Here is a 26,353-nt window from a genome sequence, read left to right as displayed (position 1 = left end):
ATTCGGCATAAAGCGGTGATCTAAAATTCCTGAACCGTAGGTCTAATTACGATCTCATTCACGTCTACCTCTTTTGGTTGCTCAATCGCATACGCTATAGCTCTGGCGATAGAATCCCCAGGAATTGCCTGCTTATAAAATTCTTTGACATTTTCTGAACTTTCATCATGGCTTGAACCATATTTTAATTCAGAATCTATAGCTCCAGGTTCTATGGTTGTTGTTCTTATGTTCCCACCAACCTCATGACGTAAACCATCAGAAATCGCTCTTACCGCATATTTTGTTCCGCTATAAACGGTTCCTCCAGGACTGAATACTTTGATTCCGGCAACTGAAGACAGGTTTATGAAATGACCAAATCCCTGTTCCTGGAAAACTGGTAGCGCTGCGGAGATCCCGTAAAGAACCCCTTTTACATTAATATCGATCATTTTATCCCACTCCTCCACTTTATTTTCAGCTAGGGGTGCGATAGCCATTAATCCGGCATTATTGATAAGAACATCAATTTTGCCATATTCTTTTTTACTAAGTTCAATTAGATTTTTCAGGTCGTCTCTCTTAGTAACGTCAGTTTCTACTACAAGCGCTTCTCCACCATCTTTTCTGATATCTTCAGCAATAGCATCCAACTTTTCTTTACGTCTAGCGGCAATAACTACCTTTGCTCCTTTTGAGGCCAAATGACGGGCTGTATTTTCCCCAAGTCCACTACTACCTCCTGTTATTATTACTACTTTACCTTTGATATTATCTTCCATCATTGTGATTTTTAGATTTCACTTTAATTCGGAGACAAAAATACGAGGAGATAAAGAGCTGTATAAATTTAGCTAGTGGGTTTGTAAATAGTTTAACCTGTTTGATTGACCTGGGTTAATAATATTTAATATAAGCAAAGGATTGAAAGAGAATTACGCTTTTTCTCTGAACAAATGGATTCAAACGGTTTGCTCTTCAGATCTCGAATTTTCAATATCGGATATTGCATGCTCATGCTTGCGACGAAATCTTCCGGTAATAGTCCATCCTATCCCGATACCCAGCATGATTCCTGAAACTAAATGAAAATTTGTACTTGTGCTTAGATAGCCTATGGAGATGCCAAGGATGATCATCCCCAGTCCCAATAACCTCACTTTATTCATGACGCGATTTATTATGGTCTTAATAAATGCGAATTAGGGCTGGCATTTGTAGGTTTAGACCTGATTTGGATGGTAAATTTAGGAATTAAATCCTGAGAAATAAAAAGAAAATTGGTTAAAATACTAGTATTCAACGATCAAGTTAAGAGTTGAAGCTCTTTTTTTCTGGAATTATTATTATTTTGTACGAATTCCCTGCGTAGTGAAAGATAGTCCCTGCTGCCCGGAAGTAGAAATCATTACCGCATCAAATACCGGTTCGGTTGCCGCCAGATCTGCCTTCCAGTCAAATATAAAATTGGCACCGGTTCCACCAGATCTATCGGTTTCATCGATCACGATTTCGATGGTTTCCAGAGGCGCAATATAAATGGGAGCATCGAAATAGGTCCGGATAAGTTTCCCATCGGTCGCATAGTACTCCGCTTTTTCAACATAAATCGTATCCCTTCTGCTGGTATTCCTCATACTGATGGTAGCAGTGAGATCATGCGTAATATGCTCTGTCTGGCTATAGATTTCAGAATAAATAGAAAGATAGGTTTCTCCAGATGTGAGGGAATCCTGCTGCGAAATTTTGACTTGCCTGGATTGCCAGTTCACTGGATCTATGGAACTGATCTGTTTTTGTTCTTCACAGGACTGTAGCATCAGCAAAAGGAACACCATTCCCGAAAGCAGCTTGATTGTATGTATTTTTCTTATCATATTATTCAGATAACCAGCCTATTCTAAAATTACAAAGAAGTCTCTTAATCCTGCCAGGATGGATTGGGTTGCGTAAGCCGCCAGAATCAATCCCATGATCTTACTCACCACAGTGATCCCATATTCACCCACATGATCTTTCACCCGATTGGCCATTAATAACAATATACAGGTAATGGCAATAACTACGAGGACCAGTGCTGTGGTCACAGCCTGCTGCTGTATTGTATATAGATTATTATCTGTCATCAACACTACCGCCATAATTGCCCCTGGAGAAGCAATAGATGGGATGGCAACTGGAAAGATCACCACGTGCTTGTAATCTTTGATAAGTCCTTTTTCAGATTCAGGTTTACCATCCCCAAAGATCATCGTAAGTGCAAAAAGGAAAAGGATTACTCCTCCAGAAATCTGAAATGCATCCAGGGAAACATCCATTCCATCAAGAAGAAGCTGTCCAACTATAATAAAGAACAGTAATATGAGAAAAGCTATGATGGAAGCTCTGATAGCTACGGTCTTTCTTTTCTTTTCAGGGATGTTCTTAGTTGCTTCCAGATACACCGGTACTGACCCGAGCGGATCGATCACGGCAATAAAAAAGAAAATAGTAGTTATGATTTCGTTCATTGTTCCAATATCTGACAACTAAATTAAATAAATGGATCGGAATTCAGGTTCAATTACCAATTGTATCGCTTTAGACTTACTAGCTGTAAGATATATTCATATTCCATGGCTCAAAGAAGTAGAGGATTAAAAATGGATTTCGAAATAAGTAAGTTCCGCTATCGCACTTTAAAAAGTTTCTTCCGTCAGAAAATATCTGGAAGATTCAAACAGCTGCACCACTTTTTCAGTAAAGACAGGTATCACAATTCTCAAAAAATCAGCTGGTTTTCTTCAATTCAAAATAAGATGACGAGCAATAGCGATCAAAGATCTTTGCGATTCGTTCTCTATCTTCCTTTGAAACATGCCTGATATCAAAGATGGAAGTTTTTCCGTAGCGCCCGAAAATAATGAGCTCGCTCTCTGTCATCTCAACCGACCGAATTTTTTCAAATGTAAATTGTTTGCCCCAGATGCCTTCCATTTTTATATTGATCCCAAGCTTGTTATAGGAAACTACCGATCTGTAAAAAAGCATTCGGCTCCAGAATATCAAAAGTATAAAGTGAGCACCAAATAATAGTGTAGTATCAAATCTTCCAAACATATCATTGAAATGATCCACACCATACATAATTAGATACACCATTGCCAGAGAGATAAAAATCACACTTGACCTACCATGTATTTTATGAAACAACACTTTCTTCTTCTGCATGTTTAAAATGTGAGTTTCAGGTATGAATAACTTTAGCTAATATTCCGTATTTCATTTAACCATAAGATAATACTGCAGAAAAGATATTAATAATTTCTGAACCTATGGCTGCAGTCGCAAACATACATTTGCCTTCAAAATTGAAGTATGAGGTGGAGTGTTTGGAAGATGGATTTTTCGCTATCTTTACCCAAAAGGAAGGGAATGTTTTGCTTTTATATCGAGAATAGAAAACGCTTTGGTAACCAGCAAGTGGTTCACCTGAAAAGCTGTGATCTTTTACCCGAGAAGACTGGCAGGACCAAGCTTGGCTTTTTCAATGACTTCCAGGAACTGCAGGCTCAGCATGATCCGGCTGATGTTTTCATGATCGCCTGTACCTATTGCTGTAAATCCTTACAGATCAAAACAGATCAAAGAATTACCTCCAGGGAAAATTAAACCGCAACCAGCCGGTTTTCAATCACTTCCATTTCAGCACGCATAACTTCTTCAAATTTCTCAATCCTGCCGCGATCACTTTGCTTTTAAAATCTATATTTGCCGACCCAAAAAAAAGGATTTCATTATGAGCGTAGTATGGTACGAGTGTAAAGTAAAGTATAGAAAGACCCATGAAACCGGAGAAAGTAAGGTTACTACTGAAACCTATCTCCTGGATGCTGTTTCTTATACGGAAGCTGAAGCAAGGATCACTGAAGAAATGAAGACTTACACCAGTGAAGAGTTCATGATCACTAATATTAAAGTCGCAAATCTTTCTGAAGTACATCCATTTGAAAATTCAGACAGATGGTTCAAGTCCAAAGTTTCGCTGATTAGTTACGATGACGAAAGCGGAAAAGAGAAAAAGTCAAACTTATATATGCTTGTGCAGGCAAACGATGTAAAAGAGGCTTATGAAAACACGGAACAGGCCCTTCAGGAAACCATGGGTGATTATAGCATTCCTGCAATTACTGAATCCCCGATCCTGGATGTTTTCCCATATTTTTCAGATGAAGAAGATGTAGCTATAGCTTCAGAAGCAAGTGCGGAAACTGAAAACATTGAAGATATAAAAGAGACTGAAGAAGTTTCTACAGAATAAGTGCACAAGTGAGGAATACTTCAGATTACACGGCAAAAGTGTGGAATTGTGACCCATGATTTTAAAATTAGATCAAATTAAGCCCTGATTAACAGGGCTTTTCTAATGGCACAAGAGTTGCCTATATCGAAACCAGTACGAACAAAAATCTGAAATATGAATACTAAAAAGAATTATGAATCTATTGCTGAAGAAGAACACGCTTCAGGAATAAATAAATTCTTACCAACTAAAAATCCGCTGAATACCTGGGGTATCGTTGTGCTGGTTAGCACTTTTATACTCATGTTAGGATCAGCATATCTTGTTTATTTTTTACAGAGTGATTTTACAGAGATCAATACCGCCAGAATGAATACTACCTGGGGTTATGCTTTCTTTATACTCGCTTCTGTTCTGTTCTTATATCGAGGAGCGTTTTTTATTTACAACCTGGTATTGTACTTCAAATATAAACCAATAGAGTCTGTTACAAACGATGAATTGCCAACCGCTACGGTGATCGTACCCGCTTACAATGAAGGAAAACAGGTTTACGCTACGCTAATGAGCCTGGCCGAAAGTGATTATCCTACCGCCAAACTACAATTGCTGGCCATCGACGATGGTAGCAAGGATGACACCTGGGACTGGATGCAGGAAGCCAAAAAAGTTCTTGGCGATCATGTGGCGATTTATCAACAACCTGAAAATAAAGGAAAAAGACACGCACTTTACAGAGGTTTCAACCTTGGTACCGGGGAAGTTTTTGTAACGGTAGACAGCGATTCTGTAGTAAATGCAGATACGTTGAGAAACCTGGTAAGCCCATTTGTGGTAAATGAAAAGTGCGGTGCTGTGGCAGGGAACATCAGAGTGCTGAATAATGAGAAAGCCCTTCTTCCTAAAATGCTGAATGTGAATTTCGTGCTAAGTTTCGAATTTATGCGTTCTGCTGAAAGTACACTGGAATCTGTACTATGTACTCCGGGAGCGTTAGCCGCTTACCGTGCCAGTGCAGTATTTAAATGCCTGCCCGAATGGATCAACCAGACCTTTATGGGTAAACCCTCAGATATTGGTGAAGACAGAGCAATGACTAATATGATCCTGAAGCAGGGACAGCATGTGCTCTTCCAAAGAAATGCTTATGCCTACACCAATGTACCGGAGCAGTACAAAGGTCTTTATAAGATGTTCATTAGATGGGGACGAAGTAACGTACGTGAGAATATCGCCATGTCTAAATATGTGTTTACCCAGTTTAGAGAAGGTTCAAAGCTAGGTTCAAGATTATTATTCATAAACCAGTTTTTAAAAATTATCATGAGCTATCCATTAATCATGATCATGTTATTCTTCGTGGTTTCACACCCAGTTTTATTCCTTAGTTCCACATTTCTGGGAATTATGGTTTACTCGAGCTTCCCGGTGTTGTTCTATGCAAAGAGATACAAGCTTTCAGAATCTTTATGGGCTTACTCATATAGTATACTTCACACATTTGGATTGTTCTGGATTACCCCATATGCGATCGCAACAGCGAGCAGAAGTGGATGGCTGACCAGAGAATTAAGTGTAAAAAAATAATTATTTACCTCCAACAACTAAGAAAAAAAGCGATCCTATACAGGATCGCTTTTTTTATGGTTTAGTTTTTCATATTGTACCGAATGAGACTAAAGAGAGATACTGTAGCCCATACGGCCTCCAGGATTATAAATGGCACGTAGTCCATCAATACGGAAGCATAACAGGCTAACGACGCCCCGATAAAGTTCATTAGAATATAGATAAGATCTTTGGTTCCCAGTTTTCCTGCGGCATTCAGAACATACGCCAGCAGAATGAGAAATACCCCTGCGGAACCTATCCAGTCTATATAAGTCATCTTCTCTATTATTTGCCTTTCTTCGCGTCCATAGGATTCATAAACCGGTGTAGTAATTCTTCTGAAATTACCGGGTTAGCACCTTCCTTAGCCGCTACCAGAGCTCCCATGGCACAGGCTGTATCCAGTGCCACCTGTGGTTTTTCACCCTGTAGCATTTTGGCCAGCAACGTCCCCAGGAAGGAATCTCCTGCACCTACGGTATCCTTCACAATCACCTGGTAACCTGAATTATAATATAATTTTTTGTCATGCATTAGAACAGCGCCATGCCTGCCTTTGGTAACGCAGATAGTTTCAGCACTGGATTTTACCGCCATAAACAACAGGTTCTGTTCCAGTGAATTGTATTCTGACCCCAGCATTTTCGCAATCTCGAACAATTCATCATCATTAAATTTTATAAACTCTGCGTGTTGGATCAATTCAGCTAAAAGATCTTTGGAATAATGCGGTGGTCTTAAATTAAAATCCAGAACCCTGTAAGAAGCCTTTGGTATAAGATGAAACAAAGTCTTCCTGCTTACATCATCACGGCAGATCAGACTTCCGAAGATAAAAGCATCGCTGCGGGAAACCGATTTCTCTATAGTTTCAGTGGCGACAATACCGTCCCAGGCTGCGGGATATTTAATCGTGTAGCTGGCAGATCCACTATCAGATAGCTTCACCTGAACCACTCCGGTGTCTCGATTTTGATCCTTTAGGATATTACCGGTTTCTACACCCTGAGTTCTCAGGTAGTCTAGCAATTCATCTCCCCTGGAATCAACTCCAACCTTGCTGATCATTTCAGTATCTATACCAAGACTGCTTAACCTTACTGCGACATTAAGCGGTGCACCTCCAATTCGTTCCATATCTGGGAACACGTCATACAAAACCTCACCAAAACAAACCGCCTTTATCCTTTTTGACATATACTTTTATTGATTATTAAAATTTAGTTCATAAGCTTCAAAACTATCCACCACAAATTCATTTCCTTCGGAACCAACCGAGAATGTATCCCATGGCTGCTGAGAAAAGAAGATCTCTGTAATAACGGTCTTTCCATTATCAATGAATAATTCCATACTGGTTTTATCAAGTAGCATCTGGACTTCCATAGTACCTGACTTTGTTATTCTTGGCGCTGTGGAAGGTGTCCCGGAAAACTTATCAGAAAAATCATTCGTTCCCGCTTCACTTCTATCCATACTGAATTGTTGTTCTGAATGATCATAATTCACTACGAATCGTTCTCCCTGTTCGTTAGAAAGTGTAAAATGGTAATTGCCATCTTCCTCCAATCCTGAAATACTGAATTTCACCTCAGCTTTTGTTAGATCGATGGCTGATGTATCTAAAAGCTTCAAATCCTTACTGGCTGAAAGTGCGCTTTTACTGACTGGTTTACCTCTGAACTTTTGCAACTCCTCTACTGGCTGTGAAGTAACCAGGTATTGTCCATTCTCCTTAATAAGCTTCAATTCTCTAGCAATGGTCATGGCGCTTCTCCAGGTTTCGGTAGGCACTTCCTGTGCATATAACCAGTTAGACATCCAGCCCAGAAACAGTTTTCGGCCATCTTCCTCTGGCACATTAGCCCAGGTCACCCCGGCATAATTGTCTCTTCCAAAGTCTATCCAGTAGTCATGTTTTTCTTCCAGGTTGGTCATATTTTCTTCCGGAGTAAAGGTTGTACCATCAAAGTCACCTACAAAATACTGGGTTCCAGATCCACCATTATAACCTCCTGGATTTAAACTTTGAATAAGCACCCATTTGGTTTCACCTGTGCCATCAACCTGCATTGGAAAGAAATCCGGACATTCCCAGACTCCGTCGTGAGCACCATTTCCCTGCCCAAATTCAGAAACTTTTTTCCATTCTTTCAGATCCTGTGAAGTATAGAATAATGTTTTCTCGGTAGTTGCCAGAGCCATAAGCCACTGCTGGTGTTCTTCATCCCAGGTTACTTTTGGATCTCTGAAGTTTTCAATTCCCGGGTTGGGCAATACAGGATTCCCCTCATATTTCGTCCAGGTCATTCCTTTATCCAAACTATAAGCGATCGCCTGTGACTGGTAATCTTTCTCACCTTTTTCAGCACCTTTTGGTTCATGATAGGTGAAAATAGCCACCACCGGAATTTGGCCATCCTCTCCAAATCCCGAAGTATTATATTTGTCCACTACGGCGCTTCCTGAGAATATATATCCTTTTTCATCTGGAAACAACGCGATTTCCTGTTCTTCCCAGGTGATCATATCCTTGCTCGTGGCATGCCCCCAGTGCATTGGCCCCCAAACATTATCGTCTGGATAATACTGGAAATACAGGTGATACGTGCCATCCAGGTAGAACATCCCGTTTGGATCGTTCATCCAGTTCTCTTCTGGAGTAAAATGATAATTGGGTCTATAGGCCTCGTCGCTGTTTTCCTCGACTTCTGTTTGAGCAATTTCTTCGGAAGTTTCTTCAGAATTTTGATCCTTGCACGAATTAAAAAACAGGCAGCAAACGGCCAGTGAGGTTAATCCGAATTTGATTTTGTTCATATTATTAGGTTCTAGTTGAAATTTCTTTAATGGATAATTCTTCAGCGAGTTCCTCGAGGGACTTCCCTTTGGTCTCCGGCATCATAAAAATAACGAAAAACAGTTGTAGCAGCATCATGAATGCAAAGAAGGCGAAAACCCAGCCGGCACCAATTGTGCTGAATAGATACGGAATACTGGAAGGAATGATGGCAGCAAGTACCCAATGAGTCGAACTTCCAAATGCCTGTCCTGAGGCTCGTAATCTATTCGGAAATATTTCAGAAATAAATACCCAGATCACCGCTCCCTGTCCTATGGCATGAGAAGCTATGAAAAGGAATAAAAATATGGGTACCCAAAGTCCTCCCCAATTCAGAAAAAATGCGGCCGCAACCAGTGAAAGGGAGATAATATAACCTATAGATCCATATAACAGAAGTTGTTTTCGACCAAGTTTATCAATAAGAAATACGCCTAACAAGGTAAATAACAGGTTTACCACTCCAATTCCAATACTACTTAGCAAGGCTGTACTCTCTCCCAGCCCGGCAGCTTCAAAAATTCTAGGAGCATAATACAGGAAAGCGTTAATACCGGATAACTGGTTGAAAAATGCGATTAGAAATGCAAGAATGAGCGGAAAACGGTACTTTTTCATAAAGATATTTTCACCGGTAACTTCGGCATCAGATTGTGTCCTGATTTCCTGCACTTTAGTACTTACATCCAGACCTGGACTAATCTTTTCCAGAATTCGTTTGGCTTCAGCCATTTTCCCTTTGGAAAACAGCCAACGCGGACTCTTTGGTATTCCAAAAACGAACAGAATATATATGAAGGCGGGAATTGCTTCTACCCCAACCATCCATCTCCAAGGTTCCTCTCCTGTATTTCTTAATAGGTAATTGGAGAGAAATGCAATAAGGATCCCCAGAACGATATTAAACTGGTACAATGCGACCAGTTTTCCTCGCTTGTTGGCAGGCGCAATTTCCGAGACATATGCTGGCGCTGTGATAGTACTGGCTCCTACCCCAAGGCCACCCAGAAATCTAAAAAATGCGAAGCTGTATGGATCGTCCACTAATGCTGAGCCCAATGCGGAGACGAAATACAGAACACCAATGACCAGCAAGGTGTTTTTTCTGCCAAATCTATTGGTAGGTATGCCTCCAAAGATCGCCCCAACTACAGTTCCCCATAGCGCCATTGCCATTACCACAGAGCCATGAAAAGCATCTGAAGTTCCCCACAGGGCCTGCAACTGTTTATCTGCACCGGAAATTACCACGGTATCAAATCCAAAGAGAAATCCCGCAAGTGCGGCACTTATGGAGTAGAAAAAGATTTTGTTCATAATCTTGGTTAAATGTGTTTCGCTTCACTTATCCAATAAATTGGCATTGGAGCGTGGATAGTCTTAATTTAAGTGGAGAATTTAAGAATTAATAAATAAAATAAACAAACTATAGAAGTTTATTAGTTTACCGCTAAATATTTTAGCGTAATCTCAACTTACAACTATGAATATTAGCATTTAAGCTTTCTCAATCAATTTATTTGCAATAAAGCTCTATATTCATCCTTAACCAAGCATCAAAAGGCAAAGAGACATCCCGAAAGACCGGTTAGGCTGGACTGGTTTTCTATTTTCTAAATTTGATGAGGAAAAGGTATTTTTTAATTTTGCTCTGTTCAACGCTGCAAAACTTCGCTCAAAGCTGGGTAACGACCAGCGAAACGTATTTTTATGCTGGCTCGGGTCTGGATGTTCGCAATGCCATCTTTGGAGGTACGGTTAATTCAGCAGCTTACGACGGGATATTTTCTTTGGGATATAGAAACGAACATGTAGGTTTTGAATTATATCACGAAACCTTCTGGGAGATCAATTACGCGTCCTCTGGTTTCAATATAGGTTATGTTTACCGACCTGGCAAAAGACTGGTCCCGGTATCAGATCTATCACTTTCCGTGATTCAAAGACCCTGGAAATCATTTCCATCGCTAGCCATTAACAACCGACTTGAATTCCATTTTTCCAGGTTCTTCGTCTACCTGCGAGGCGAATCCCGCTGGAGAACAGATTATGATTTTTTCCAGATCTCCGTTTACGGAGGACTCAATTTTAAATTCGGTTTTGAGAATTGACAGGCTTAATCAGTTTCTCAAAATATTAACTAAGAGTGAATCATTTTTATCTAATTTTGAGTCTGTACCAACCAATAGATCATGGAAATATTTCTGCAACCAGACACCTGGGTAGCTCTTCTAACACTTACCTTCCTGGAAATCGTTCTGGGAATTGACAATATTATATTTATCTCCATTGTAGCCGGCAAGGTACCAGAGAAGAGTCAGAAAAAAGCACGAATTGGAGGTTTATCAATTGCCCTGATCATGAGAATATTGCTGCTTCTCAGCATTACATGGATCATTGGCCTTACCGAACCGGTACTTACCGTCGCAGATTTTGAACTTAGCTGGCGGGATATCATTTTAATTTCCGGAGGTATATTTCTGCTTGTGAAGAGTACTTTGGAAATTCATCATAAGGTGGAAGGTCAGGATGAAAATAATACGCAAGAAAACGGAAAGAAATCAACAATCAGTTTCAGCTCTGCGATCGTACAGATTGTACTTCTGGATATCGTCTTCTCCTTCGATTCTATTCTTACTGCCGTTGGTCTTACAGACCAGATCATATTGATGGTGATCGCGGTAATTGTTTCCATTATCATTATGATGATATTTGCCAAACCGGTAGGAGAATTTGTGAATAATCATCCAACGATACAAATTCTAGCACTGTCTTTCCTGATACTCATTGGAGTGATGCTAATAGTAGAAGGGGCGCATTACCATGTTCCAAAAGGCTATATCTATTTTGCGGTATTCTTCTCCCTGGCCATCGAAATGCTGAATATGCGTTACCGGAAAAAGAATACTTAATCGATGATTTCGTAATGTATTGGTTTAAAGCTTCCGCCGTTACTATCTTCGGCAGAGCAGGCTGTTAATGCCACTATAAGATCCATTTTAGCTTCGAATAATACGTAATCTCCAGCTTTACTCAATGGAGGATCTACGCTCAGTTTCCCGTTGCTGTCAAACTGTACGTTCATAAATATATTGAATGCGGTAGGGATATCATCTGGGGTGATTTCAAACTTTTCCAGGTTGGTATAAAGATTCTCGAAACAGCTTGGATGGTATTCCTGTTTGTTATACATGATCTGGAAAGTCTCCGGACTGCATGGCGCGAGCAGAAAGTCATTTCGACCGTTCGTATCTTCAAGGATTTCCATCATTTTATGGCTTCTATTGCTCCATAGATGATTTCCCTGGCTAATTAAAATACTCTCTTCAAAATCCAGGGTCTTACCCGAAGATATTTTCTCCCGGGTATCTTTTGCATTGAAAAGAACCATATCGCTTACCTGTTCGCCCTTAGGATCGATCACTTTTAATTTCTGACCTGTTTTTAATTGAAAGGCGGCACCGGTTTGTTTTTCTATTACTTCGATCATTAGAGTTGATGTTCTTTTTTAATGTCTTCTGAAATTTGTTTTCGTAAAGGATCTTCTGAAGCATCCAGTTTTCTTATCACCCTATCTACGTCTTCAGAATGATAGGATTGATGCAACTTGGCGATGCCTTCTACCTTTACTGGCTCGATCCAAAAACCCGTGATGAGAGGAAGATGTTCTTCCAGCATTTTCTTCGGAATTTGGTTGTAGTAAAAAGGATTTTCCTGCTCTTTTTCAAAGTTGGCTACCAGTTCATCCAGCGACGCTCTCAGTTCTGTATCAGACTGAAGTTTAATTTTTCCATTTACATGAACTGCGGAATAATCCCAGGTGCTAATATCGGCTTCCTTATACCAGGAGGAGGAAATATAAGAATGAGCACCGTGGAAAATGACCAGCACCTCAACGTCATCCTTCAGAAATTGCTTTTGTCTATTATGATTGGCGATATGCGAAAATAATTTCCAGCTGCCATCTTCAGTCTGTTGAATGAGCACAGGAATATGCGTGGCAAGCAGGTCTTCACCTTTTAATATGAATGTAGCGAAAGGATGCTTCCGCAGAAAAGGAAGAATGAACTGGTCATCATCTTTTCGATATTTTTTTGGTCTGTACATATTGTAAACTCATTAAAGGAACAGGAATTTCCGGTCCGTATCTACCATGCGCTCATAATGCCTGGTTTCATCAGCTAATTTCAGAATAATAGGGTGAATTTAGAAATACTACCAAAATTATCACTAAGTTCTGAGTATAACCTGATCCATAGACTCTTACTTTGAAACGTCTTTGTACAAATAATCCTCCAGTTCTTCGTTGTCTTTATCGGTATGTAAAACAGAGATATCTCCGGTAGCTTCGAAAACCACGGCTCTAACCTCCTTGAGCCTTATCACATTTGCCTCCCTTAATTTGGAACGAAGATCAGCCTCGGTCACACGGGCTTTTTTTAAGTTTTCATGAAGTACTGTTTGTCCATCCATGAGCATCAAAGGACCATTATCCACAGTATTTTGCACAATTTGAAATCTACGAAGGATCGCTACGAAAAGTTGCAGTACATAAATCGCTCCAATACCAACAACACCTTCCCACAAACTCACACTTTTACTTAAAACGGTAGTAGCTACCATGGAACCAAGGGCAACGGTCATGGCAAAGTCAAAACTGGACATCTTGGAAAAACTTCTTTTTCCGGCAATTCGCGTAAAGATGATGACCGCAATATAAATACCTACCGCAGTGAGTATGATTGCTATAAAAGAAGGGATGTCGAAAGCGAACCACTTATCCATATATTGTAAGTTTTTTAGGCCGGCATGAGCAGGAATATGCTGTAGTTGACTTGCCAGATTTTAATTGAAATTCAATTTAGCCCGGCTTTTCTTTAATTAAATGTTAAGCCGTCATAATCATTTCTAAATTTCCGAAGTTTGTAGCTAAACCGCTAAACTTTCAGGGAAAGTCATTAAACTCTAAATTGAAGTATGGGAAAAATCAATAAAATTGGCCATCGTGGTGCAAAGGCTCACCTTGCTGAAAATACTCTCGAAAGTATTGCAAAAGCGATCGATCTGGGTGTAGATATGATTGAAATTGATGTTCACCGGTGCGCTAGTGGCGAGTTATACGTGATTCACGACTTTACTCTGGACAGGACTACTGACGGCAGCGGGGAAATTGCTAAAAAAACCAGTTCCCAATTACAGGAAATGCTTATTGAGGAAAGGTTCAGGATCCCAACCCTTCTCCAGGTGCTTGAACTTATCGAAAATAAATGCCAGATCAATATTGAGCTGAAAGGCAGGAATACTGCGAGAGCGGTTTCAGAAATAATCAAAGATAAAGTTGAAAAGGAAAACTGGGAGTATGGCAGCTTTCTGGTTTCCAGTTTTCAAAAAAATGAATTATTCGAAGTCAGAAAGATCAATTCCAGGATACCCCTGGCGGTTCTGAGCAAAGCCAGTGTTCCCGAAGCGATAGAGCTTGGAAAGAAACTGGATGCGGTGGCGATACACCCTTCTGTAGGAATTATTACCAGAGACAACACAAAACTTTGCCAGGACCAAGGTTTTCAGGTAAACGTGTGGACGGTGAATGAAGTAAACGACATCCTTAGAATGATCGATTTTGGCGTTGACGGAATCATTTCAGACTTTCCAGATCGATTGAAGGATCCCGTAAAATTGTTGCAAGTCTAGGTACTAAGTGTTAGTTGTTTATTTTTGCCATTAAACAGTTCAGGTTTGGAATATTTTGACAGGATCATCGTAGGTGGCGGGGCAGCAGGTTTTTTTACAGCGATCAATATTGCTGAAAACAACAGGTCTCTGAAAGTTCTTATTCTGGAAAGAGGAAAGGATGTATTGAATAAGGTTCGAATATCCGGCGGTGGCCGTTGTAATGTCACCCATGCCGAATTCACTCCGGCTGAACTGGTTCGCAAATATCCCCGCGGAAGCAAGGAACTGCGAGGGCCTTTTCACAAATTCATGACTGGTGAAACGATTGGTTGGTTCGAGCAGCGAGGTGTTTCCCTTAAAACCGAAGAAGACGGACGCATGTTCCCGGTGACAGATTCTTCGGAAACCATCATTGAATGCTTCAGAAAGCAATGCGCTAAATTGAATATTGAAGTTCGCACCGGGGAGACTTTGAAAAGATTTTATTCTGAAGAAAATCAATGGAAGATCGAGACTTCAGGCGCTGCATATAATTGCGAAAAATTAATGCTCGCCACCGGAAGCAACTCGAAGATCTGGAATCTCCTGGAAAATAGCGGACATTCCATTGTAGACGCGGTTCCATCTCTTTTTACCTTTAATAGTAAGGATGACAGGATTAAAGATCTTCCCGGTATCGCCCTGGATGCAGAATTAGAAATTCCCGAAGCCAGACTTAGCAGCGATGGTCCATTGCTTATAACTCATTGGGGATTTAGCGGTCCCGCCATTTTAAAGCTTTCGGCGTGGGGAGCGAGGGCTTTGCATGAACTTCAGTATAAATTCAGCGTCAAAGTGAACTGGATTCCCGGTGAAAATGAACTGTCTATCATAGAAACTTTGAAAGATTTGAAACAGGAACATTCCAGGCAGCAGGTTTACAAAAGATCACAATTCGACCTTCCTAAAAGACTTTGGCACAGCCTTGTGCTTGCTTCCGGAATTTCCCAGGATAGCAAATGGGCAGACCTTAACAAACAGCAATTATCAAAACTTGGCGGGCAACTTACTGCAGCGGTATTCCAGGTAAATGGAAAAAGTACTTTTAAAGAAGAATTTGTCACCGCCGGAGGAATTGACCTGAAAGAAATAGATTTCAAAACCTTTGAAAGTAAAATTCATCCAAACCTGTACTTCGCTGGAGAAATACTAAATATAGATGCGATCACCGGAGGATTTAATTTTCAGAATGCCTGGACAGGAGGATTTCTTGCAGCGCAAGCTATGAGTTAAGGCGCCAGATCTCAAAATTGAAAACAAGCGAAAGTAGCACCCACAATGCATATGGAATAAGCAGGTATGCAGCTGTACTGCTCACAATTTTAAACCACCTTATAGTTATAAGCGTGACTACAAAAAGAAGAGCAAGATCCAGCAGTGCCAGGCCTGGTCGTTTTAGAGCGAAGAATAGAAGGAACCAAAAGCCGTTTAGAAACAACTGAAACCCGAAATGATAAAGCGCTGTTTTGACCCATTTGTGATAAAAACCTTTACTCCACACAATTCCGGCAGCGATACCGAGTAACACATACATTACAAGCCAGATCCAGCTTAATGTTTCTTGCTTTATATGGAACAGGGGTTTCTGCAGGCCAGAATACCAGCCTGATACTCCTGTTTGTATAGCGATCGCACCAAGAAGACCGAAGACAAGACAAATGCCTACCGCAAAAGTGCTCCGCATGAGAAGTTTTGTGGTCATATCTGGTTGGTTACTCCCTCTAATTTAGCAATTAATTTAAAAGCGAACCACTTCAGATCTTTACATAAAGTTTAACTTTGGAAAAAATTTTCAGAATGACGCATCCGGAATTTGTTCCCCCCATGTTTTCAAATGAAATTGTTTCTGGTAAGGTGAGCTGGCAATCCCCGAGTAATATAGCCCTGGTGAAATACTGGGGAAAAAAAGAACATCAAATTCCTGCAAATCCATCCATTAGCTTTACACTAGATAATTGCAGGTCCATCACAAGCCTGGAATTTCAGAAGAAAGAGGATAAATCTGACAGTTTTGAGTTCGATTTCTATTTTGAGGACAAACCCAAAGTGGATTTTAAACCAAAAATCCAGAAATTCTTTGAACGGATTCAGCAATATTGCCCTTATTTAAATGATTACAGGTTTACCATTAGAAGTGAAAACAGCTTTCCACACAGCAGTGGGATTGCATCTTCTGCTTCGGGGATGAGCGCCCTTGCTCTTTGCATCATGGATCTTGAACGACAGCTGGATCCCGGAATGAGTGAAGAACATTTCCAAAGAAAAGCATCCTTCCTGGCCCGTCTTGGATCCGGCAGTGCCTCCAGAAGTATCCAGGGCGATCTTATGATCTGGGGAAAACACAATGATGTTGAGAGCTCGTCAGATCTTTTTGCCGTTAAGTATGAAGATGAACTACATGAAAATTTTCAGAATTTCCAGGACACCATTTTACTGGTAGATAAAGGTGAAAAGCAGGTTAGCAGTACGGTTGGTCATGATCTAATGCATGGACATCCCTTTGCTGAAGAACGCTTCCTGCAGGCACACCGCAATTTAAGCAAGCTATTGCCTGTCCTGAAATCTGGGGACTATTCAGAATTCATAAAAATCGTGGAAAGTGAAGCATTGACACTTCATGCCATGATGATGAGTAGTCAGCCGTATTTTATCCTGATGAAACCCAACACGCTGGAAATCATTAACAGGATCTGGAAATTTAGAAAAGACACTGGTATTCCCGCTTGTTTCACCCTTGATGCGGGCGCCAACGTACATTTGCTATATCCTGAGAATCACGCTTCTAAAGTTTTAGAGTTCATTAAGAATGAGTTAGTTGCGTATTGTGAGAATGGACACTATATTTGCGACCAGGTTGGGAATGGCGCAAAAAAATTGTAATTTTAACAAGTTTGCACCCACATTTCTGACGACTGAACCTGAATGCTTATGAAAGGACCTTTATTTTACTCAAAAATTCTTCTCTTCGGAGAATACGGGATCATCAAAGATTCCAAAGGTTTATCGATTCCTTATAATTTCTATAACGGCGCCTTGAAGTTGTCTGACAATGATACGGAACAGGCGAAAAAATCGAACGCCAATCTGCGTAAGTTTGCTGCGTACCTCGAAGCACTTCAGGAAAACAACCCGGAGCTTGTACAGTTCGATATGGAAGCGCTCAAGACTGATATTTCCAGCGGAATGTATTTTGATTCCAGTATTCCTCAAGGTTATGGCGTTGGTAGTAGTGGTGCATTGGTTGCCGCTATTTATGATAAATATGCCCAAGATAAGATCACCGTTCTGGAAAATCTTACCCGGGACAAATTATTAAAGCTGAAGAAGATTTTTGGAGAAATGGAGTCATTCTTCCACGGAAAATCCTCAGGACTGGATCCGCTAAACTCATATTTGAGCATTCCAATCCTGATCAATTCCAAAGAGAATATTGAACCTGCAGGTATCCCTTCTCAAACCGAAAATGGAACAGGAGCTGTTTTTCTATTAGACAGTGGAATTACCGGAGATACGGCGCCAATGGTAAGTATCTTCATGGAAAACATGAAGCAGGAACCTTTCAGAAAAATGCTGAAAGATCAATTCGTCACCCAGACAGACGCCTGTGTGGATGACTTCCTGAAAGGGGATGTAAAATCACTTTTCAAGAATGTGAAAAAATTATCTCATACCGTACTGGATAACTTCAAACCAATGATCCCTGCGCAGTTCCATAAGCTGTGGCAAAAAGGAATTGAAACCAATGATTACTACCTGAAACTTTGTGGTTCTGGTGGCGGAGGTTATATCTTGGGCTTTACTGAAGATATCGAAAAAGCAAGAAAATCACTTAAAGGATACAACCTGGAAGTAGTTTACAACTTCTAAACTCAATTTTATGCCAGGGATCGCGAAAAAGCGCCTGCTGCTGAAGATACTCAGTCTATTTTCTGTAGTTAGGGGATATAATATTTTAGTGGTCGTCCTCGCTCAGTATCTTACATCTGCATTTATACTGGCCCCAGATAAGCCATTAAGGGAAGTATTCTTTGATGCAAATCTCTTTTTTCTAATCCTCGCTTCCTCTACGGTGATCGCTTCAGGATATATTATCAATAACTTTTACGATAGTGAAAAAGACCTTATAAACCGGCCAAAAAAGACAATGCTGGACAGAGTGGTTAGTCAGCGTACAAAATTATCGGTCTATTTCATTCTGAATTTCGCGGCAATCATTTTTGCCAGCTATGTGTCATTTAAAGCGGTAGTATTTTTCAGTATCTATATTTTCGTGATCTGGCTGTATTCACATCGTTTGAAAAAGATCCTTTTCTTTGGAAACCTGGTTGCTTCTGTGCTTGCGATCACTCCATTTTTTGTGATCTTCGTCTATTACAGGAATTTTGAGACCGTGATATTCATTCACGCAACATTTCTTTATCTAATGATCCTTATGCGCGAACTGGTAAAAGACCTGGAAAACATGCAGGGGGATCTCGCCCAGAATTACCGTACCATACCACTTGTTTATGGGGAACGATGGAGCAAATTCTGCCTTGCAGTCTGCACTGTCCTTGCTATCATTCCTATTTACCTGTTGATCACTCAATTCAAGACAGGTTATATGAACTATTATTTTTATACCTCGCTGCTCTTACTCGGCATTTTTCTTCTGCTTTTATACTTCAGCAAAGCAAAATGGCAATACCTTCTATTGCATAATATTTTAAAACTGATCATTGTGGTAGGGGTTTTCAGTATTCTACTTATTGATCTGCAGGAAGTGCTCAACCGGGTTTTTTAAGGTAAAAGCCTCATCTTAAAAGTTTTCTCAAATACTTAGTATCCCTAGGCGGGATAACGTATCTTTGCAAAAATTTTGGCAATGAGCAGAAACGATAGATCTTCAGGTGGTAAGAACAGTGGCAGACAAGGTGGTGGTACCAGGAAAAAATCTCACGCACGTGGGAATGCACCGGTAAAACCAAAAATGGAGAAGAGTCCGCTTTCCAATACCGATGGTATTCGTTTGAATAAGTATATCGCCAATGCCGGAATTTGCTCGCGTAGAGATGCAGATATGTACATTGCAGCAGGTAATGTGACGGTAAACGGGAAATCTGTTACCGAAATGGGTTACCGCGTAAAACTTGAAGATGATGTTCGTTTTGATGGTCGCCGCATCAACCCGGAAAAACCACAATACATATTGCTGAATAAACCAGCCGGTTTTTTTGTCACCGGAAATCCTGAAAAAGGTGGTAAAACTGTCATGGAGCTTGTCTCCAAAGTAACCAGCGCCAGGGTTAGCCCGGTTGGCAAACTGGACAACCAGGCCAAGGGTCTTTTGCTATTCACCAATGATGGAACTCTTGCTAAAAAACTGGCAAAACCTAAAAATGGTATTCGCCAGATCTACCATGTAACTCTAAGTAAACCATTATCCCGCGAAGATCTCGCCTCTATTGAGAAAGGAGTTTTTCTGGAAGGTTCCAAAGTGATCGTGACCAGCATTAGTTTTATCGACGATAAACCACATACAGAAGTTGGGATCGAACTATATAGCATTAAAGAGCATATTGTAACCAGGATATTTAAAAGTTTGGGATACGATGTAGAAAGCCTGGACCGTGTGGTGTTTGGGGGGCTTACCAAGAAAGATCTGTCGCGCGGACGCACCAGAAACCTTACCGAACAGGAGGTTATCAACCTTGGGATGCACTAATTCATTTTTTCGCTTTTCCATTTTAATTTTTTAAATACATTTACCACGTCAAAAGTCAGAGGGTTTTCACTGGCTTCCTGTCGATTAATAGGTAATTGAATAGAACTGCTTTTTTATTAGCTGAAAGGTCTTCAGCAGCGCAACTCCATGACGATCAGATATCTATCGTTACATCGTGGAACGAGCCAATCTCTTATCTTAACATTAATTTATTAGTCGATCTTTTTGACCCTATCAATTATTATCTAATTTTTAGCCTTAAAATCATTTACGCAAATTGAATACAAAGTACAGCGACCTCATTGACCAGACCTATTACTTTCCACAGGAAGAATTTACTCTGGAAGGAACCGAGTTGAAATTTCATGATATCGACCTTATGAAACTTGTAGAGCAGTATGGTGCTCCGCTCAAGTTCACATACCTGCCGAAAATATCTCAGAATATAAACCGGGCAAAAGGCTGGTTCAAGGCCGCCCTGGAAAAACACAATTATCAGGGTACTTACAACTACTGCTATTGCACAAAAAGCTCCCATTTTGAACATGTTCTCAAGGAAGCGCTAAGAAATGATATCCATATCGAAACATCTTCAGCTTTCGACATTAATATTGTCGAAAAGCTGAAAACAGCAGGAAAGATCACCAACGACCATTGGGTGATCTGCAATGGTTTCAAAAGAGATCAGTATGTAGAAAATATCAGCAGGCTGATCAATGGCGGTCACCAGAAGTGTATCCCAGTGATCGATAATTATGAAGAACTGGATCTACTTTCAGAAAAAGTAAATGGAAAGTTCCAGGTAGGGATTAGAATTGCTTCGGAAGAAGAGCCAAAATTTGAGTTCTATACATCAAGACTGGGAATTGGCTACAAGAATATTGTTCCTTTTTTCCATAAACAACTGAAGGATAACGACCAGGTAGACCTGAAGATGCTTCACTTTTTCATTAACACCGGGATTCGCGATACGGCTTATTACTGGAATGAATTAAACAAGTGTTTGAAAGTATACACCAATTTGAAGAAGCTTTGTCCAAGCCTGGATAGCCTGAACATTGGTGGTGGATTTCCAATCAAGAATTCTCTGGCGTTCGATTATGATTATGCCTATATGGTAGATGAGATCATTAACCAGATCAAATTAACCTGTGAAGAAGCTGGTGTAGACGTTCCAAACATTTTTACTGAATTTGGAAGTTTTACAGTTGGTGAAAGTGGAGGGGCGATCTATGAGGTTTTATACCAGAAGCAGCAGAATGACCGTGAAAAGTGGAATATGATCAATTCTTCGTTCATTACTACTTTGCCAGACACCTGGGCTATCAGCAAGAAATTTGTCATGCTGGCCGTTAATAGGTGGAATGACGAGTATGAGCGCGTTTTACTTGGCGGCCTTACCTGCGATAGTGACGATTATTATAATTCTGAACAGCATACCAACGCGATCTATCTTCCGAAGTTTAAAAAAGAGAAGCCTTTATATATTGGATTCTTTAATACAGGAGCTTACCAGGATACGATTGGAGGATTTGGCGGTTTACAGCACTGCCTGATTCCGCAGCCTAAACATATCCTGATAGACAGGGATGAGAAGGACCAAATCACAACAAGGCTCTTCAGTGAACAACAGAATTCTGAAGATATGCTGAGTATTCTTGGCTATGATAGAAATAATTAAAATTTATACCTTTAATCAACTAACAAACAACTAACTAAACAATTCAATTAGCCATGAGCAAAAAGAATTACGCCGGGATACCAGACAAATATGCTCGTATAGACGAAGCAAAAGTGGTATTGATTCCTGTGCCGTATGATGGAACCAGTACCTGGCAAAAAGGTGCCGATAAAGGTCCGGACGCATTTTTAGACGCTTCAGAAAACATGGAGCTTTATGACATCGAAACCAATACCGAGGTTTACAAAAAGGGTATTTACCTGGCACCTCCGGTGACCGAGGATTCTTCTCCGGAAAAAATGGTGGAAGCGGTTTATAAAACCACGAAGAACTATATCAAACAGGAGAAATTTGTAACCTTGTTTGGCGGCGAACATTCGGTTTCAATTGGAAGCATCAAGGCTTTTAATGAATCTTTCTCAGACCTTACGGTAGTCCAACTGGATGCTCATGCAGATCTTAGACCAGAGTACGAGGGCAGTACCTGCAACCACGCCTGTGCTCTTCATGAAGCAAGCAAGAATACCAATCTTATCCAGATAGGAATTCGCTCCATGGATATTTCAGAAAAAGAACACATGGACGAAAACCAGGTATATTTCGCTCATGATCTTTACGAGGACTGGCAGGATGATGCTATTGGACAAATGACGCCCAATGTATTCATTACCATAGATCTGGACGCATTCGATCCCAGTATCATGCCTTCCACCGGGACTCCGGAGCCAGGTGGATTATTCTGGTACGAAACCCTGGAATTCCTTAAAACAACCTTTAAGAAAAAGAATGTAGTAGGATTTGATATCGTAGAGCTATGCCCGGATCAAAAGGAAAAATCTTCAGATTTTCTGGCGGCAAAACTTTACTATAAAATGTTGAGCTACAAATTTAAATACCAAAATTTTACCGAAGAAGACGAAGATGAGTAAAGGACATATTTCACAATTCATAGAAAAATATTACCTGCATTTTAATGCGGCAGCGTTAGTAGATGCTGCAAAAGATTATGAGAAGCAGCTGCAAGGCGGTTCCAAGATGCTTGTTTCCCTTGCCGGGGCAATGAGTACTGCAGAGATAGGAAAGATCTTTGCCGAGATGATTCGCCAGGATAAAGTTCATATTGTTTCCTGTACCGGCGCAAACCTGGAAGAGGATGTTATGAACCTGGTAGCACACTCTCATTATAAGCGGGTTCCAAATTATCGCGATCTTACCGCTCAGGATGAGTGGGATCTGCTGGAGAAAGGTTTGAACCGGGTGACCGACACCTGTATTCCTGAAGAAGAAGCTTTTAGAAGAATTCAGGATCATATTTTCAAGATCTGGAAAGATGCTGAGGAAAAAGGGGAACGTTATTTCCCTCATGAATTTTTACACAAACTCTTGCTTAGCGGCGTGATGGAAGAGCATTATGAGATCGACTTAAAAGATTCCTGGATGTATGCTGCTGCGGAAAAGAACCTGCCTATGGTGGTACCGGGATGGGAAGATTCTACCTTAGGGAATATTTTCGCCTCTTACGTACTTAAAGGTGAACTGAAGGCGAGTACGATGAAATCTGGAATAGAATATATGACCTTCCTTGCCGACTGGTATACTGAAAATTCTGATAATGGGATAGGTTTCTTCCAGATTGGCGGTGGTATAGCCGGAGATTTCCCAATTTGCGTGGTTCCTATGCTCTACCAGGATATGGAGCGAACAGAGACTCCATTCTGGAGCTACTTCTGCCAGATCTCAGATTCTACTACCAGTTATGGATCATACTCTGGTGCGGTTCCCAATGAGAAGATCACCTGGGGAAAACTGGACATCAACACCCCTAAACATATTATCGAAAGCGACGCAACCATCGTGGCACCTCTTATATTTGCCTATCTTCTGGATATGTAATTAACAAAGAATTACCTTACGTGAAAGCTGCTCAAATGGCGAAATTGCCTATTATTGAGCAGCTTTTCTGTTTTTAATATCATGAAGAAAACTGCTCTTTTTCTAATCCTCGCTTTTATACTGCAGTCCTGCAATACACCCAGTTATATGTTTTCGGGTTTATCCCAGAAAGCATACAGCTTTCCTGAAGGCTCCTATTTGCTGAATGTTATTGATGCACCGGAAAGCGTACGGATGGAATTACGAGAGATGGTTTTTGACAAATTAGAAGATCGTATCCCAAACAGAAAACTTGTAAGCATACAGAACACTCCGGTAACCCTGATCAACCCAAGGCCTGGTTTCAATAGTTCAGCGGAAGATCTTGAGCAATTGGCTTCAAGAGTAAAAGGTTATGACTATTTCATTAATATCAAGGCTGAAAAGCCTGCAGACGATCTTGGATCTATACAAATAGGAAATATCGATCCTGGTGAGGCCAATGTGACCAAGGTATCGCTGGAAATCATTAATTTAAATGAAAAAGTTAGTGTTTATCACAGCCATGTACGGTCTGAGTTGAAAGTTCCTGATGATAGTAAGGATTTTGCATTCTCTGTAAGTGCTCAATCTATGATGAAAAATAGTTTAAAGAAGATCCTTAAAAGAATGAATAACTAAAATGGAGAACTGGCCAATATTTGCAATAGGTTTTTTAGCGCAGCTGTTATTCAGCGCAAGGCTGATAAGCCAATGGTTTCTTTCTGAAAAATCCAAAGAAGTTGAAACCCCGGTGTTATTCTGGAAACTGAGCCTACTGGCCTCTATCCTGTTGTTTACCTATGGTTATTTACGGGATGATTTTGCGATCATGCTAGGACAGTTTTTGATATATGGTGTATACTGGAGAAACCTGTTCTTAATGAATGAATGGAAGAACAGGAATATTTTCTTCAAAGGCCTGGTCATTATTTTCCCTTTTGCGATTGCGGCCTACATCACGTTTTTTGGCACACAAACCTGGGATGATGTCCTCAGGTCTGAAGATATTGCCGGATGGATCATCGCTTTAGGTCTGGTAGCTCAGATCGTATACACCTCAAGATTTTTTTACCAGTGGTATTATTCTGAAGTTAATCAGGAATCTTCACTACCGCTTGGTTTCTGGATCCTTAGTTTAATTGGTTCCAGCCTGCTTTTCACTTATGGAATTTTCCGTGAAGACCCGGTGCTTATGGCAGCGCATTTTTTTGGCGCACTCATCTATATGCGCGATATCTATCTTCTGAAAAAATCTAATAAACCCGATCCACAGGCTTAATGCTTTTCTGAAGAAAAAGTTCATACAGGAAATAGCCTATCACCACGATATATTCTAAGGCTACCAGCCATAGGTTCTCATTATAATCAGCATTAGAATAGGCCGAATAACTTAGAATGACCACCAGGGACCAGATAAGCATATATCTCCAACTCGTAAATACACTCAGTAAAAGTGGAATCGCCAGATACCAGGGATGAACTGTAGTAGAAAGCAGCAGGTAAACAGAAACACCTAATAACATGCCTTTGATCAAACTTTGCATCGATGTATGATTTCTTTGAAATGTGAGCAACAATACCGCACCGATCGTTATTAGCGGTAAGATCCTGCCTGCAGTTTCGATGATATTATAACCTTTCACCTGATAACCTATCCATCTTACCAGGTAATATATGGAAGCATTAAATTCAAATTTACCAAACCATAATCCTACGCTCGCCATAAAATTCGCCAGCACTTCTTCAGAATAGAATGGAATGAAAGAGAATACCAGCGTTAGTATTACCAGGCTGTAGAAACCAATCAATTTCGCAAAAGAAAGCTTTGGGTTCTTCAGAAAAAAGTTTAGAAAAAGTGGCAGAAAAAGCAGCGGCAGCAGCTTCACCGAAACAGATAAACCCAGTACTATCGCAGAGCTTAACCAGCGCTGCTGCTGTAATAAATAAAGTGACCAGACCAGGAAAAACACCATGACCGACTCAAAATGCAAATTCCCGGTCATTTCTATAATAATGAATGGATTAAGAATATAAAGGAAGATTCTGTCCTTCGAAAGCCCGAGATTTGTAAGTAAGCGTGCCCCAAAAAATATGGTTCCCAGATCGGCCAGAATGATGAATGTCCTTAGAAACATCACGGTGAGCAGTTGGCTGGAATTTCCGAGCCAGGACGAAATCGCAAAGATCGATTGATTTACAGGCGGATAATTGGAATAATGTCCCGCACTCAGACTTCCCATCCCATCCAGCAAAACTTCAGTATTTGGAAATTTAAGTTCTTCGGAAATTTCCGAAGGAATAAATTGATATGGATTAATGCCGGCGTTGATGAGCTGTCCATCCCAGATAAACCTGAAATAATCCTGGGAAAGTTCTGGAAGTGCAAATAAAAAGAGCAGTCTGAAAATGATCGCGATAATGACCAGGTATTTGAAGTTGTGCCTTAGTAACTGATATAACTTATAACTCAGGAAACTTAAGGCAGCATAAAGCATCACTAGCCGCCCAAAATCCTCCCGTACCAAAGTATAGGCAAAAGTCCAGTAAAAGGCAATACAGGACAGCGCTATTAGAATAGGGATTTTGTAAAACCTGAGCAATTTCAGATCCATTAAAAATGTGGAT

At 40.5% G+C, this 26,353-nt stretch carries 30 protein-coding genes; 16 read left to right on the top strand and 14 right to left on the bottom strand.

Annotated features, from left to right (window positions below):
* Nucleotides 1-20 precede the first annotated feature (20 nt).
* The 5 genes from G529_RS0102470 to G529_RS0102450 all read right to left on the bottom strand — a co-directional run bounded on the left by G529_RS0102470 (nucleotide 21) and on the right by G529_RS0102450 (nucleotide 3,192).
* Nucleotides 21-764: an SDR family oxidoreductase gene (locus G529_RS0102470; RefSeq protein WP_026914027.1), complete on the bottom strand. Its 744-nt coding sequence runs from the start codon at nucleotides 762-764 to the stop codon at nucleotides 21-23.
* A gap of 180 nt (nucleotides 765-944) precedes the next feature.
* Entirely contained in the window at nucleotides 945-1,151 is a 207-nt protein-coding gene (locus tag G529_RS15385) for a hypothetical protein (RefSeq protein WP_051201317.1), read from the bottom strand.
* A gap of 177 nt (nucleotides 1,152-1,328) precedes the next feature.
* Nucleotides 1,329-1,859, bottom strand: coding sequence for a DUF3124 domain-containing protein (locus G529_RS0102460; RefSeq protein WP_051201316.1), 531 nt, complete (start codon nucleotides 1,857-1,859; stop codon nucleotides 1,329-1,331).
* Between the two features lie 18 nt (nucleotides 1,860-1,877).
* Nucleotides 1,878-2,492: a MarC family protein gene (locus G529_RS0102455; protein WP_026914025.1), complete on the bottom strand. Its 615-nt coding sequence runs from the start codon at nucleotides 2,490-2,492 to the stop codon at nucleotides 1,878-1,880.
* A gap of 259 nt (nucleotides 2,493-2,751) precedes the next feature.
* The gene (locus tag G529_RS0102450) at nucleotides 2,752-3,192 is read right to left on the bottom strand and encodes a hypothetical protein (protein WP_026914024.1); all 441 of its coding nucleotides are present in this window, start codon (nucleotides 3,190-3,192) and stop codon (nucleotides 2,752-2,754) included.
* Nucleotides 3,193-3,339: 147 nt separating this feature from the next.
* On the opposite strand from G529_RS0102450, the gene G529_RS0102445 reads away from it, so the two are divergent.
* The 3 genes from G529_RS0102445 to G529_RS0102435 all read left to right on the top strand — a co-directional run bounded on the left by G529_RS0102445 (nucleotide 3,340) and on the right by G529_RS0102435 (nucleotide 5,851).
* Nucleotides 3,340-3,633, top strand: coding sequence for a hypothetical protein (locus tag G529_RS0102445; RefSeq protein ID WP_035695403.1), 294 nt, complete (start codon nucleotides 3,340-3,342; stop codon nucleotides 3,631-3,633).
* A gap of 127 nt (nucleotides 3,634-3,760) precedes the next feature.
* Nucleotides 3,761-4,282 carry a DUF4494 domain-containing protein gene (locus G529_RS0102440; RefSeq protein ID WP_026914022.1) on the top strand — a complete coding sequence of 174 codons (522 nt, stop codon included), beginning with the start codon at nucleotides 3,761-3,763 and terminating at the stop codon, nucleotides 4,280-4,282.
* Nucleotides 4,283-4,438: 156 nt separating this feature from the next.
* Nucleotides 4,439-5,851, top strand: coding sequence for a glycosyltransferase family 2 protein (locus G529_RS0102435; RefSeq protein ID WP_026914021.1), 1,413 nt, complete (start codon nucleotides 4,439-4,441; stop codon nucleotides 5,849-5,851).
* Nucleotides 5,852-5,912: 61 nt separating this feature from the next.
* Here the strand turns inward: G529_RS0102435 and G529_RS0102430 are convergent, their stop codons facing one another.
* Genes G529_RS0102430 through G529_RS0102415 form a run of 4 tightly spaced genes read right to left on the bottom strand, consistent with a single transcriptional unit; the run spans nucleotide 5,913 to nucleotide 10,034 of the window.
* Entirely contained in the window at nucleotides 5,913-6,152 is a 240-nt protein-coding gene (locus tag G529_RS0102430; RefSeq protein ID WP_026914020.1) for a CBU_0592 family membrane protein, read from the bottom strand.
* An 8-nt stretch (nucleotides 6,153-6,160) separates the two neighbouring features.
* The gene (locus G529_RS0102425; RefSeq protein ID WP_026914019.1) at nucleotides 6,161-7,072 is read right to left on the bottom strand and encodes a carbohydrate kinase family protein; all 912 of its coding nucleotides are present in this window, start codon (nucleotides 7,070-7,072) and stop codon (nucleotides 6,161-6,163) included.
* 6 nt (nucleotides 7,073-7,078) lie between these two features.
* Nucleotides 7,079-8,695 carry a glycoside hydrolase family 32 protein gene (locus G529_RS0102420; RefSeq protein ID WP_026914018.1) on the bottom strand — a complete coding sequence of 539 codons (1,617 nt, stop codon included), beginning with the start codon at nucleotides 8,693-8,695 and terminating at the stop codon, nucleotides 7,079-7,081.
* Nucleotides 8,696-8,699: 4 nt separating this feature from the next.
* Nucleotides 8,700-10,034, bottom strand: a complete 1,335-nt coding sequence (locus G529_RS0102415) for a sugar porter family MFS transporter (RefSeq protein WP_026914017.1) — start codon at nucleotides 10,032-10,034, stop codon at nucleotides 8,700-8,702.
* 305 nt (nucleotides 10,035-10,339) lie between these two features.
* Between G529_RS0102415 and G529_RS0102410 the strand changes: the two genes are divergently transcribed.
* Nucleotides 10,340-10,828: a hypothetical protein gene (locus G529_RS0102410; protein WP_026914016.1), complete on the top strand. Its 489-nt coding sequence runs from the start codon at nucleotides 10,340-10,342 to the stop codon at nucleotides 10,826-10,828.
* An 81-nt stretch (nucleotides 10,829-10,909) separates the two neighbouring features.
* Nucleotides 10,910-11,629, top strand: coding sequence for a TerC family protein (locus G529_RS0102405; protein ID WP_026914015.1), 720 nt, complete (start codon nucleotides 10,910-10,912; stop codon nucleotides 11,627-11,629).
* Here the strand turns inward: G529_RS0102405 and G529_RS0102400 are convergent.
* The 3 genes from G529_RS0102400 to G529_RS0102390 all read right to left on the bottom strand — a co-directional run bounded on the left by G529_RS0102400 (nucleotide 11,626) and on the right by G529_RS0102390 (nucleotide 13,502).
* Entirely contained in the window at nucleotides 11,626-12,207 is a 582-nt protein-coding gene (locus G529_RS0102400) for a DUF1989 domain-containing protein (protein ID WP_026914014.1), read from the bottom strand. The two genes, G529_RS0102405 and G529_RS0102400, sit on opposite strands and share 4 nt — an antisense overlap.
* Nucleotides 12,207-12,824, bottom strand: coding sequence for an FMN-binding negative transcriptional regulator (locus tag G529_RS0102395; RefSeq protein ID WP_026914013.1), 618 nt, complete (start codon nucleotides 12,822-12,824; stop codon nucleotides 12,207-12,209). Before G529_RS0102395 ends, G529_RS0102400 begins: the two co-directional genes overlap by 1 nt.
* 156 nt (nucleotides 12,825-12,980) lie before the next feature.
* Complete coding sequence (locus tag G529_RS0102390; protein ID WP_026914012.1) at nucleotides 12,981-13,502, bottom strand: DUF421 domain-containing protein; 522 nt, start codon at nucleotides 13,500-13,502, stop codon at nucleotides 12,981-12,983.
* A gap of 192 nt (nucleotides 13,503-13,694) precedes the next feature.
* Between G529_RS0102390 and G529_RS0102385 the strand changes: the two genes are divergently transcribed.
* Nucleotides 13,695-14,408, top strand: a complete 714-nt coding sequence (locus G529_RS0102385) for a glycerophosphodiester phosphodiesterase (protein WP_026914011.1) — start codon at nucleotides 13,695-13,697, stop codon at nucleotides 14,406-14,408.
* Between the two features lie 45 nt (nucleotides 14,409-14,453).
* A complete protein-coding gene (locus G529_RS0102380; RefSeq protein WP_026914010.1) occupies nucleotides 14,454-15,662 on the top strand; it encodes a BaiN/RdsA family NAD(P)/FAD-dependent oxidoreductase in 1,209 nt (402 codons plus the stop codon).
* Here G529_RS0102380 and G529_RS0102375 read toward each other — a convergent pair.
* Nucleotides 15,652-16,131 carry a TspO/MBR family protein gene (locus G529_RS0102375; protein WP_026914009.1) on the bottom strand — a complete coding sequence of 160 codons (480 nt, stop codon included), beginning with the start codon at nucleotides 16,129-16,131 and terminating at the stop codon, nucleotides 15,652-15,654. The genes G529_RS0102380 and G529_RS0102375 overlap by 11 nt on opposite strands.
* A 95-nt stretch (nucleotides 16,132-16,226) precedes the next feature.
* Between G529_RS0102375 and mvaD the strand changes: the two genes are divergently transcribed.
* The 9 genes from mvaD (at nucleotide 16,227) to G529_RS0102330 (ending at nucleotide 25,007) form a co-directional block, all read left to right on the top strand.
* On the top strand, nucleotides 16,227-17,309 hold the full coding sequence (gene mvaD / locus G529_RS0102370; RefSeq protein ID WP_026914008.1) for a diphosphomevalonate decarboxylase: 1,083 nt from the start codon (nucleotides 16,227-16,229) through the stop codon (nucleotides 17,307-17,309).
* A gap of 48 nt (nucleotides 17,310-17,357) precedes the next feature.
* Nucleotides 17,358-18,296 (top strand): mevalonate kinase family protein, encoded by a 939-nt coding sequence (locus G529_RS0102365; protein WP_026914007.1) that lies wholly within the window; start codon nucleotides 17,358-17,360, stop codon nucleotides 18,294-18,296.
* A gap of 10 nt (nucleotides 18,297-18,306) precedes the next feature.
* Nucleotides 18,307-19,212 carry a geranylgeranylglycerol-phosphate geranylgeranyltransferase gene (locus G529_RS0102360; protein WP_026914006.1) on the top strand — a complete coding sequence of 302 codons (906 nt, stop codon included), beginning with the start codon at nucleotides 18,307-18,309 and terminating at the stop codon, nucleotides 19,210-19,212.
* Nucleotides 19,213-19,293: 81 nt separating this feature from the next.
* Nucleotides 19,294-20,133 carry a pseudouridine synthase gene (locus G529_RS0102355; protein ID WP_026914005.1) on the top strand — a complete coding sequence of 280 codons (840 nt, stop codon included), beginning with the start codon at nucleotides 19,294-19,296 and terminating at the stop codon, nucleotides 20,131-20,133.
* A gap of 277 nt (nucleotides 20,134-20,410) precedes the next feature.
* Nucleotides 20,411-21,814 (top strand): arginine decarboxylase, encoded by a 1,404-nt coding sequence (locus tag G529_RS0102350; protein ID WP_026914004.1) that lies wholly within the window; start codon nucleotides 20,411-20,413, stop codon nucleotides 21,812-21,814.
* A 53-nt stretch (nucleotides 21,815-21,867) separates the two neighbouring features.
* Entirely contained in the window at nucleotides 21,868-22,743 is an 876-nt protein-coding gene (speB, locus tag G529_RS0102345) for an agmatinase (RefSeq protein ID WP_026914003.1), read from the top strand.
* Nucleotides 22,736-23,707 carry a deoxyhypusine synthase family protein gene (locus G529_RS0102340; protein WP_026914002.1) on the top strand — a complete coding sequence of 324 codons (972 nt, stop codon included), beginning with the start codon at nucleotides 22,736-22,738 and terminating at the stop codon, nucleotides 23,705-23,707. Before speB ends, G529_RS0102340 begins: the two co-directional genes overlap by 8 nt.
* A gap of 81 nt (nucleotides 23,708-23,788) precedes the next feature.
* A complete protein-coding gene (locus tag G529_RS0102335; RefSeq protein WP_026914001.1) occupies nucleotides 23,789-24,367 on the top strand; it encodes a hypothetical protein in 579 nt (192 codons plus the stop codon).
* A gap of 1 nt (nucleotide 24,368) precedes the next feature.
* On the top strand, nucleotides 24,369-25,007 hold the full coding sequence (locus tag G529_RS0102330) for a lipid-A-disaccharide synthase N-terminal domain-containing protein (protein WP_026914000.1): 639 nt from the start codon (nucleotides 24,369-24,371) through the stop codon (nucleotides 25,005-25,007).
* On the opposite strand, the gene G529_RS0102325 is transcribed toward G529_RS0102330, so the two are convergent.
* Nucleotides 24,982-26,340, bottom strand: a complete 1,359-nt coding sequence (locus G529_RS0102325) for an MptA/MptB family glycosyltransferase (RefSeq protein WP_026913999.1) — start codon at nucleotides 26,338-26,340, stop codon at nucleotides 24,982-24,984. The genes G529_RS0102330 and G529_RS0102325 overlap by 26 nt on opposite strands.
* Nucleotides 26,341-26,353: the final 13 nt, after the last annotated feature.

It is taken from the genome of Christiangramia portivictoriae DSM 23547, assembly GCF_000423045.1.
Lineage (GTDB): Bacteria > Bacteroidota > Bacteroidia > Flavobacteriales > Flavobacteriaceae > Christiangramia > Christiangramia portivictoriae.
Note: the sequence above shows the minus strand (reverse complement) of the source record. Positions and strands in the feature narration are given on the sequence as shown.

What these genes read in the sequence shown, in the direction of transcription:
- G529_RS0102340 (WP_026914002.1), top strand. Translation starts at nt 22,736, where the DNA reads ATGAGTAAAGGACATATTTCACAATTCATAGAAAAATATTACCTGCAT.
- G529_RS15385 (WP_051201317.1), bottom strand. Translation starts at nt 1,151, where the DNA reads ATGAATAAAGTGAGGTTATTGGGACTGGGGATGATCATCCTTGGCATC.
- G529_RS0102360 (WP_026914006.1), top strand. Translation starts at nt 18,307, where the DNA reads ATGCCAGGGATCGCGAAAAAGCGCCTGCTGCTGAAGATACTCAGTCTA.
- G529_RS0102450 (WP_026914024.1), bottom strand. Translation starts at nt 3,192, where the DNA reads ATGCAGAAGAAGAAAGTGTTGTTTCATAAAATACATGGTAGGTCAAGT.
- G529_RS0102415 (WP_026914017.1), bottom strand. Translation starts at nt 10,034, where the DNA reads ATGAACAAAATCTTTTTCTACTCCATAAGTGCCGCACTTGCGGGATTT.
- G529_RS0102325 (WP_026913999.1), bottom strand. Translation starts at nt 26,340, where the DNA reads ATGGATCTGAAATTGCTCAGGTTTTACAAAATCCCTATTCTAATAGCG.
- G529_RS0102410 (WP_026914016.1), top strand. Translation starts at nt 10,340, where the DNA reads ATGAGGAAAAGGTATTTTTTAATTTTGCTCTGTTCAACGCTGCAAAAC.
- G529_RS0102395 (WP_026914013.1), bottom strand. Translation starts at nt 12,824, where the DNA reads ATGTACAGACCAAAAAAATATCGAAAAGATGATGACCAGTTCATTCTT.
- G529_RS0102375 (WP_026914009.1), bottom strand. Translation starts at nt 16,131, where the DNA reads ATGACCACAAAACTTCTCATGCGGAGCACTTTTGCGGTAGGCATTTGT.
- G529_RS0102430 (WP_026914020.1), bottom strand. Translation starts at nt 6,152, where the DNA reads ATGACTTATATAGACTGGATAGGTTCCGCAGGGGTATTTCTCATTCTG.
- G529_RS0102365 (WP_026914007.1), top strand. Translation starts at nt 17,358, where the DNA reads ATGAAAGGACCTTTATTTTACTCAAAAATTCTTCTCTTCGGAGAATAC.
- G529_RS0102460 (WP_051201316.1), bottom strand. Translation starts at nt 1,859, where the DNA reads ATGATAAGAAAAATACATACAATCAAGCTGCTTTCGGGAATGGTGTTC.
- G529_RS0102330 (WP_026914000.1), top strand. Translation starts at nt 24,369, where the DNA reads ATGGAGAACTGGCCAATATTTGCAATAGGTTTTTTAGCGCAGCTGTTA.
- G529_RS0102455 (WP_026914025.1), bottom strand. Translation starts at nt 2,492, where the DNA reads ATGAACGAAATCATAACTACTATTTTCTTTTTTATTGCCGTGATCGAT.
- G529_RS0102390 (WP_026914012.1), bottom strand. Translation starts at nt 13,502, where the DNA reads ATGGATAAGTGGTTCGCTTTCGACATCCCTTCTTTTATAGCAATCATA.
- speB (WP_026914003.1), top strand. Translation starts at nt 21,868, where the DNA reads ATGAGCAAAAAGAATTACGCCGGGATACCAGACAAATATGCTCGTATA.
- G529_RS0102420 (WP_026914018.1), bottom strand. Translation starts at nt 8,695, where the DNA reads ATGAACAAAATCAAATTCGGATTAACCTCACTGGCCGTTTGCTGCCTG.
- G529_RS0102425 (WP_026914019.1), bottom strand. Translation starts at nt 7,072, where the DNA reads ATGTCAAAAAGGATAAAGGCGGTTTGTTTTGGTGAGGTTTTGTATGAC.
- G529_RS0102335 (WP_026914001.1), top strand. Translation starts at nt 23,789, where the DNA reads ATGAAGAAAACTGCTCTTTTTCTAATCCTCGCTTTTATACTGCAGTCC.
- G529_RS0102400 (WP_026914014.1), bottom strand. Translation starts at nt 12,207, where the DNA reads ATGATCGAAGTAATAGAAAAACAAACCGGTGCCGCCTTTCAATTAAAA.
- mvaD (WP_026914008.1), top strand. Translation starts at nt 16,227, where the DNA reads ATGACGCATCCGGAATTTGTTCCCCCCATGTTTTCAAATGAAATTGTT.
- G529_RS0102435 (WP_026914021.1), top strand. Translation starts at nt 4,439, where the DNA reads ATGAATACTAAAAAGAATTATGAATCTATTGCTGAAGAAGAACACGCT.
- G529_RS0102470 (WP_026914027.1), bottom strand. Translation starts at nt 764, where the DNA reads ATGGAAGATAATATCAAAGGTAAAGTAGTAATAATAACAGGAGGTAGT.
- G529_RS0102405 (WP_026914015.1), top strand. Translation starts at nt 10,910, where the DNA reads ATGGAAATATTTCTGCAACCAGACACCTGGGTAGCTCTTCTAACACTT.
- G529_RS0102445 (WP_035695403.1), top strand. Translation starts at nt 3,340, where the DNA reads ATGAGGTGGAGTGTTTGGAAGATGGATTTTTCGCTATCTTTACCCAAA.
- G529_RS0102355 (WP_026914005.1), top strand. Translation starts at nt 19,294, where the DNA reads ATGAGCAGAAACGATAGATCTTCAGGTGGTAAGAACAGTGGCAGACAA.
- G529_RS0102385 (WP_026914011.1), top strand. Translation starts at nt 13,695, where the DNA reads ATGGGAAAAATCAATAAAATTGGCCATCGTGGTGCAAAGGCTCACCTT.
- G529_RS0102440 (WP_026914022.1), top strand. Translation starts at nt 3,761, where the DNA reads ATGAGCGTAGTATGGTACGAGTGTAAAGTAAAGTATAGAAAGACCCAT.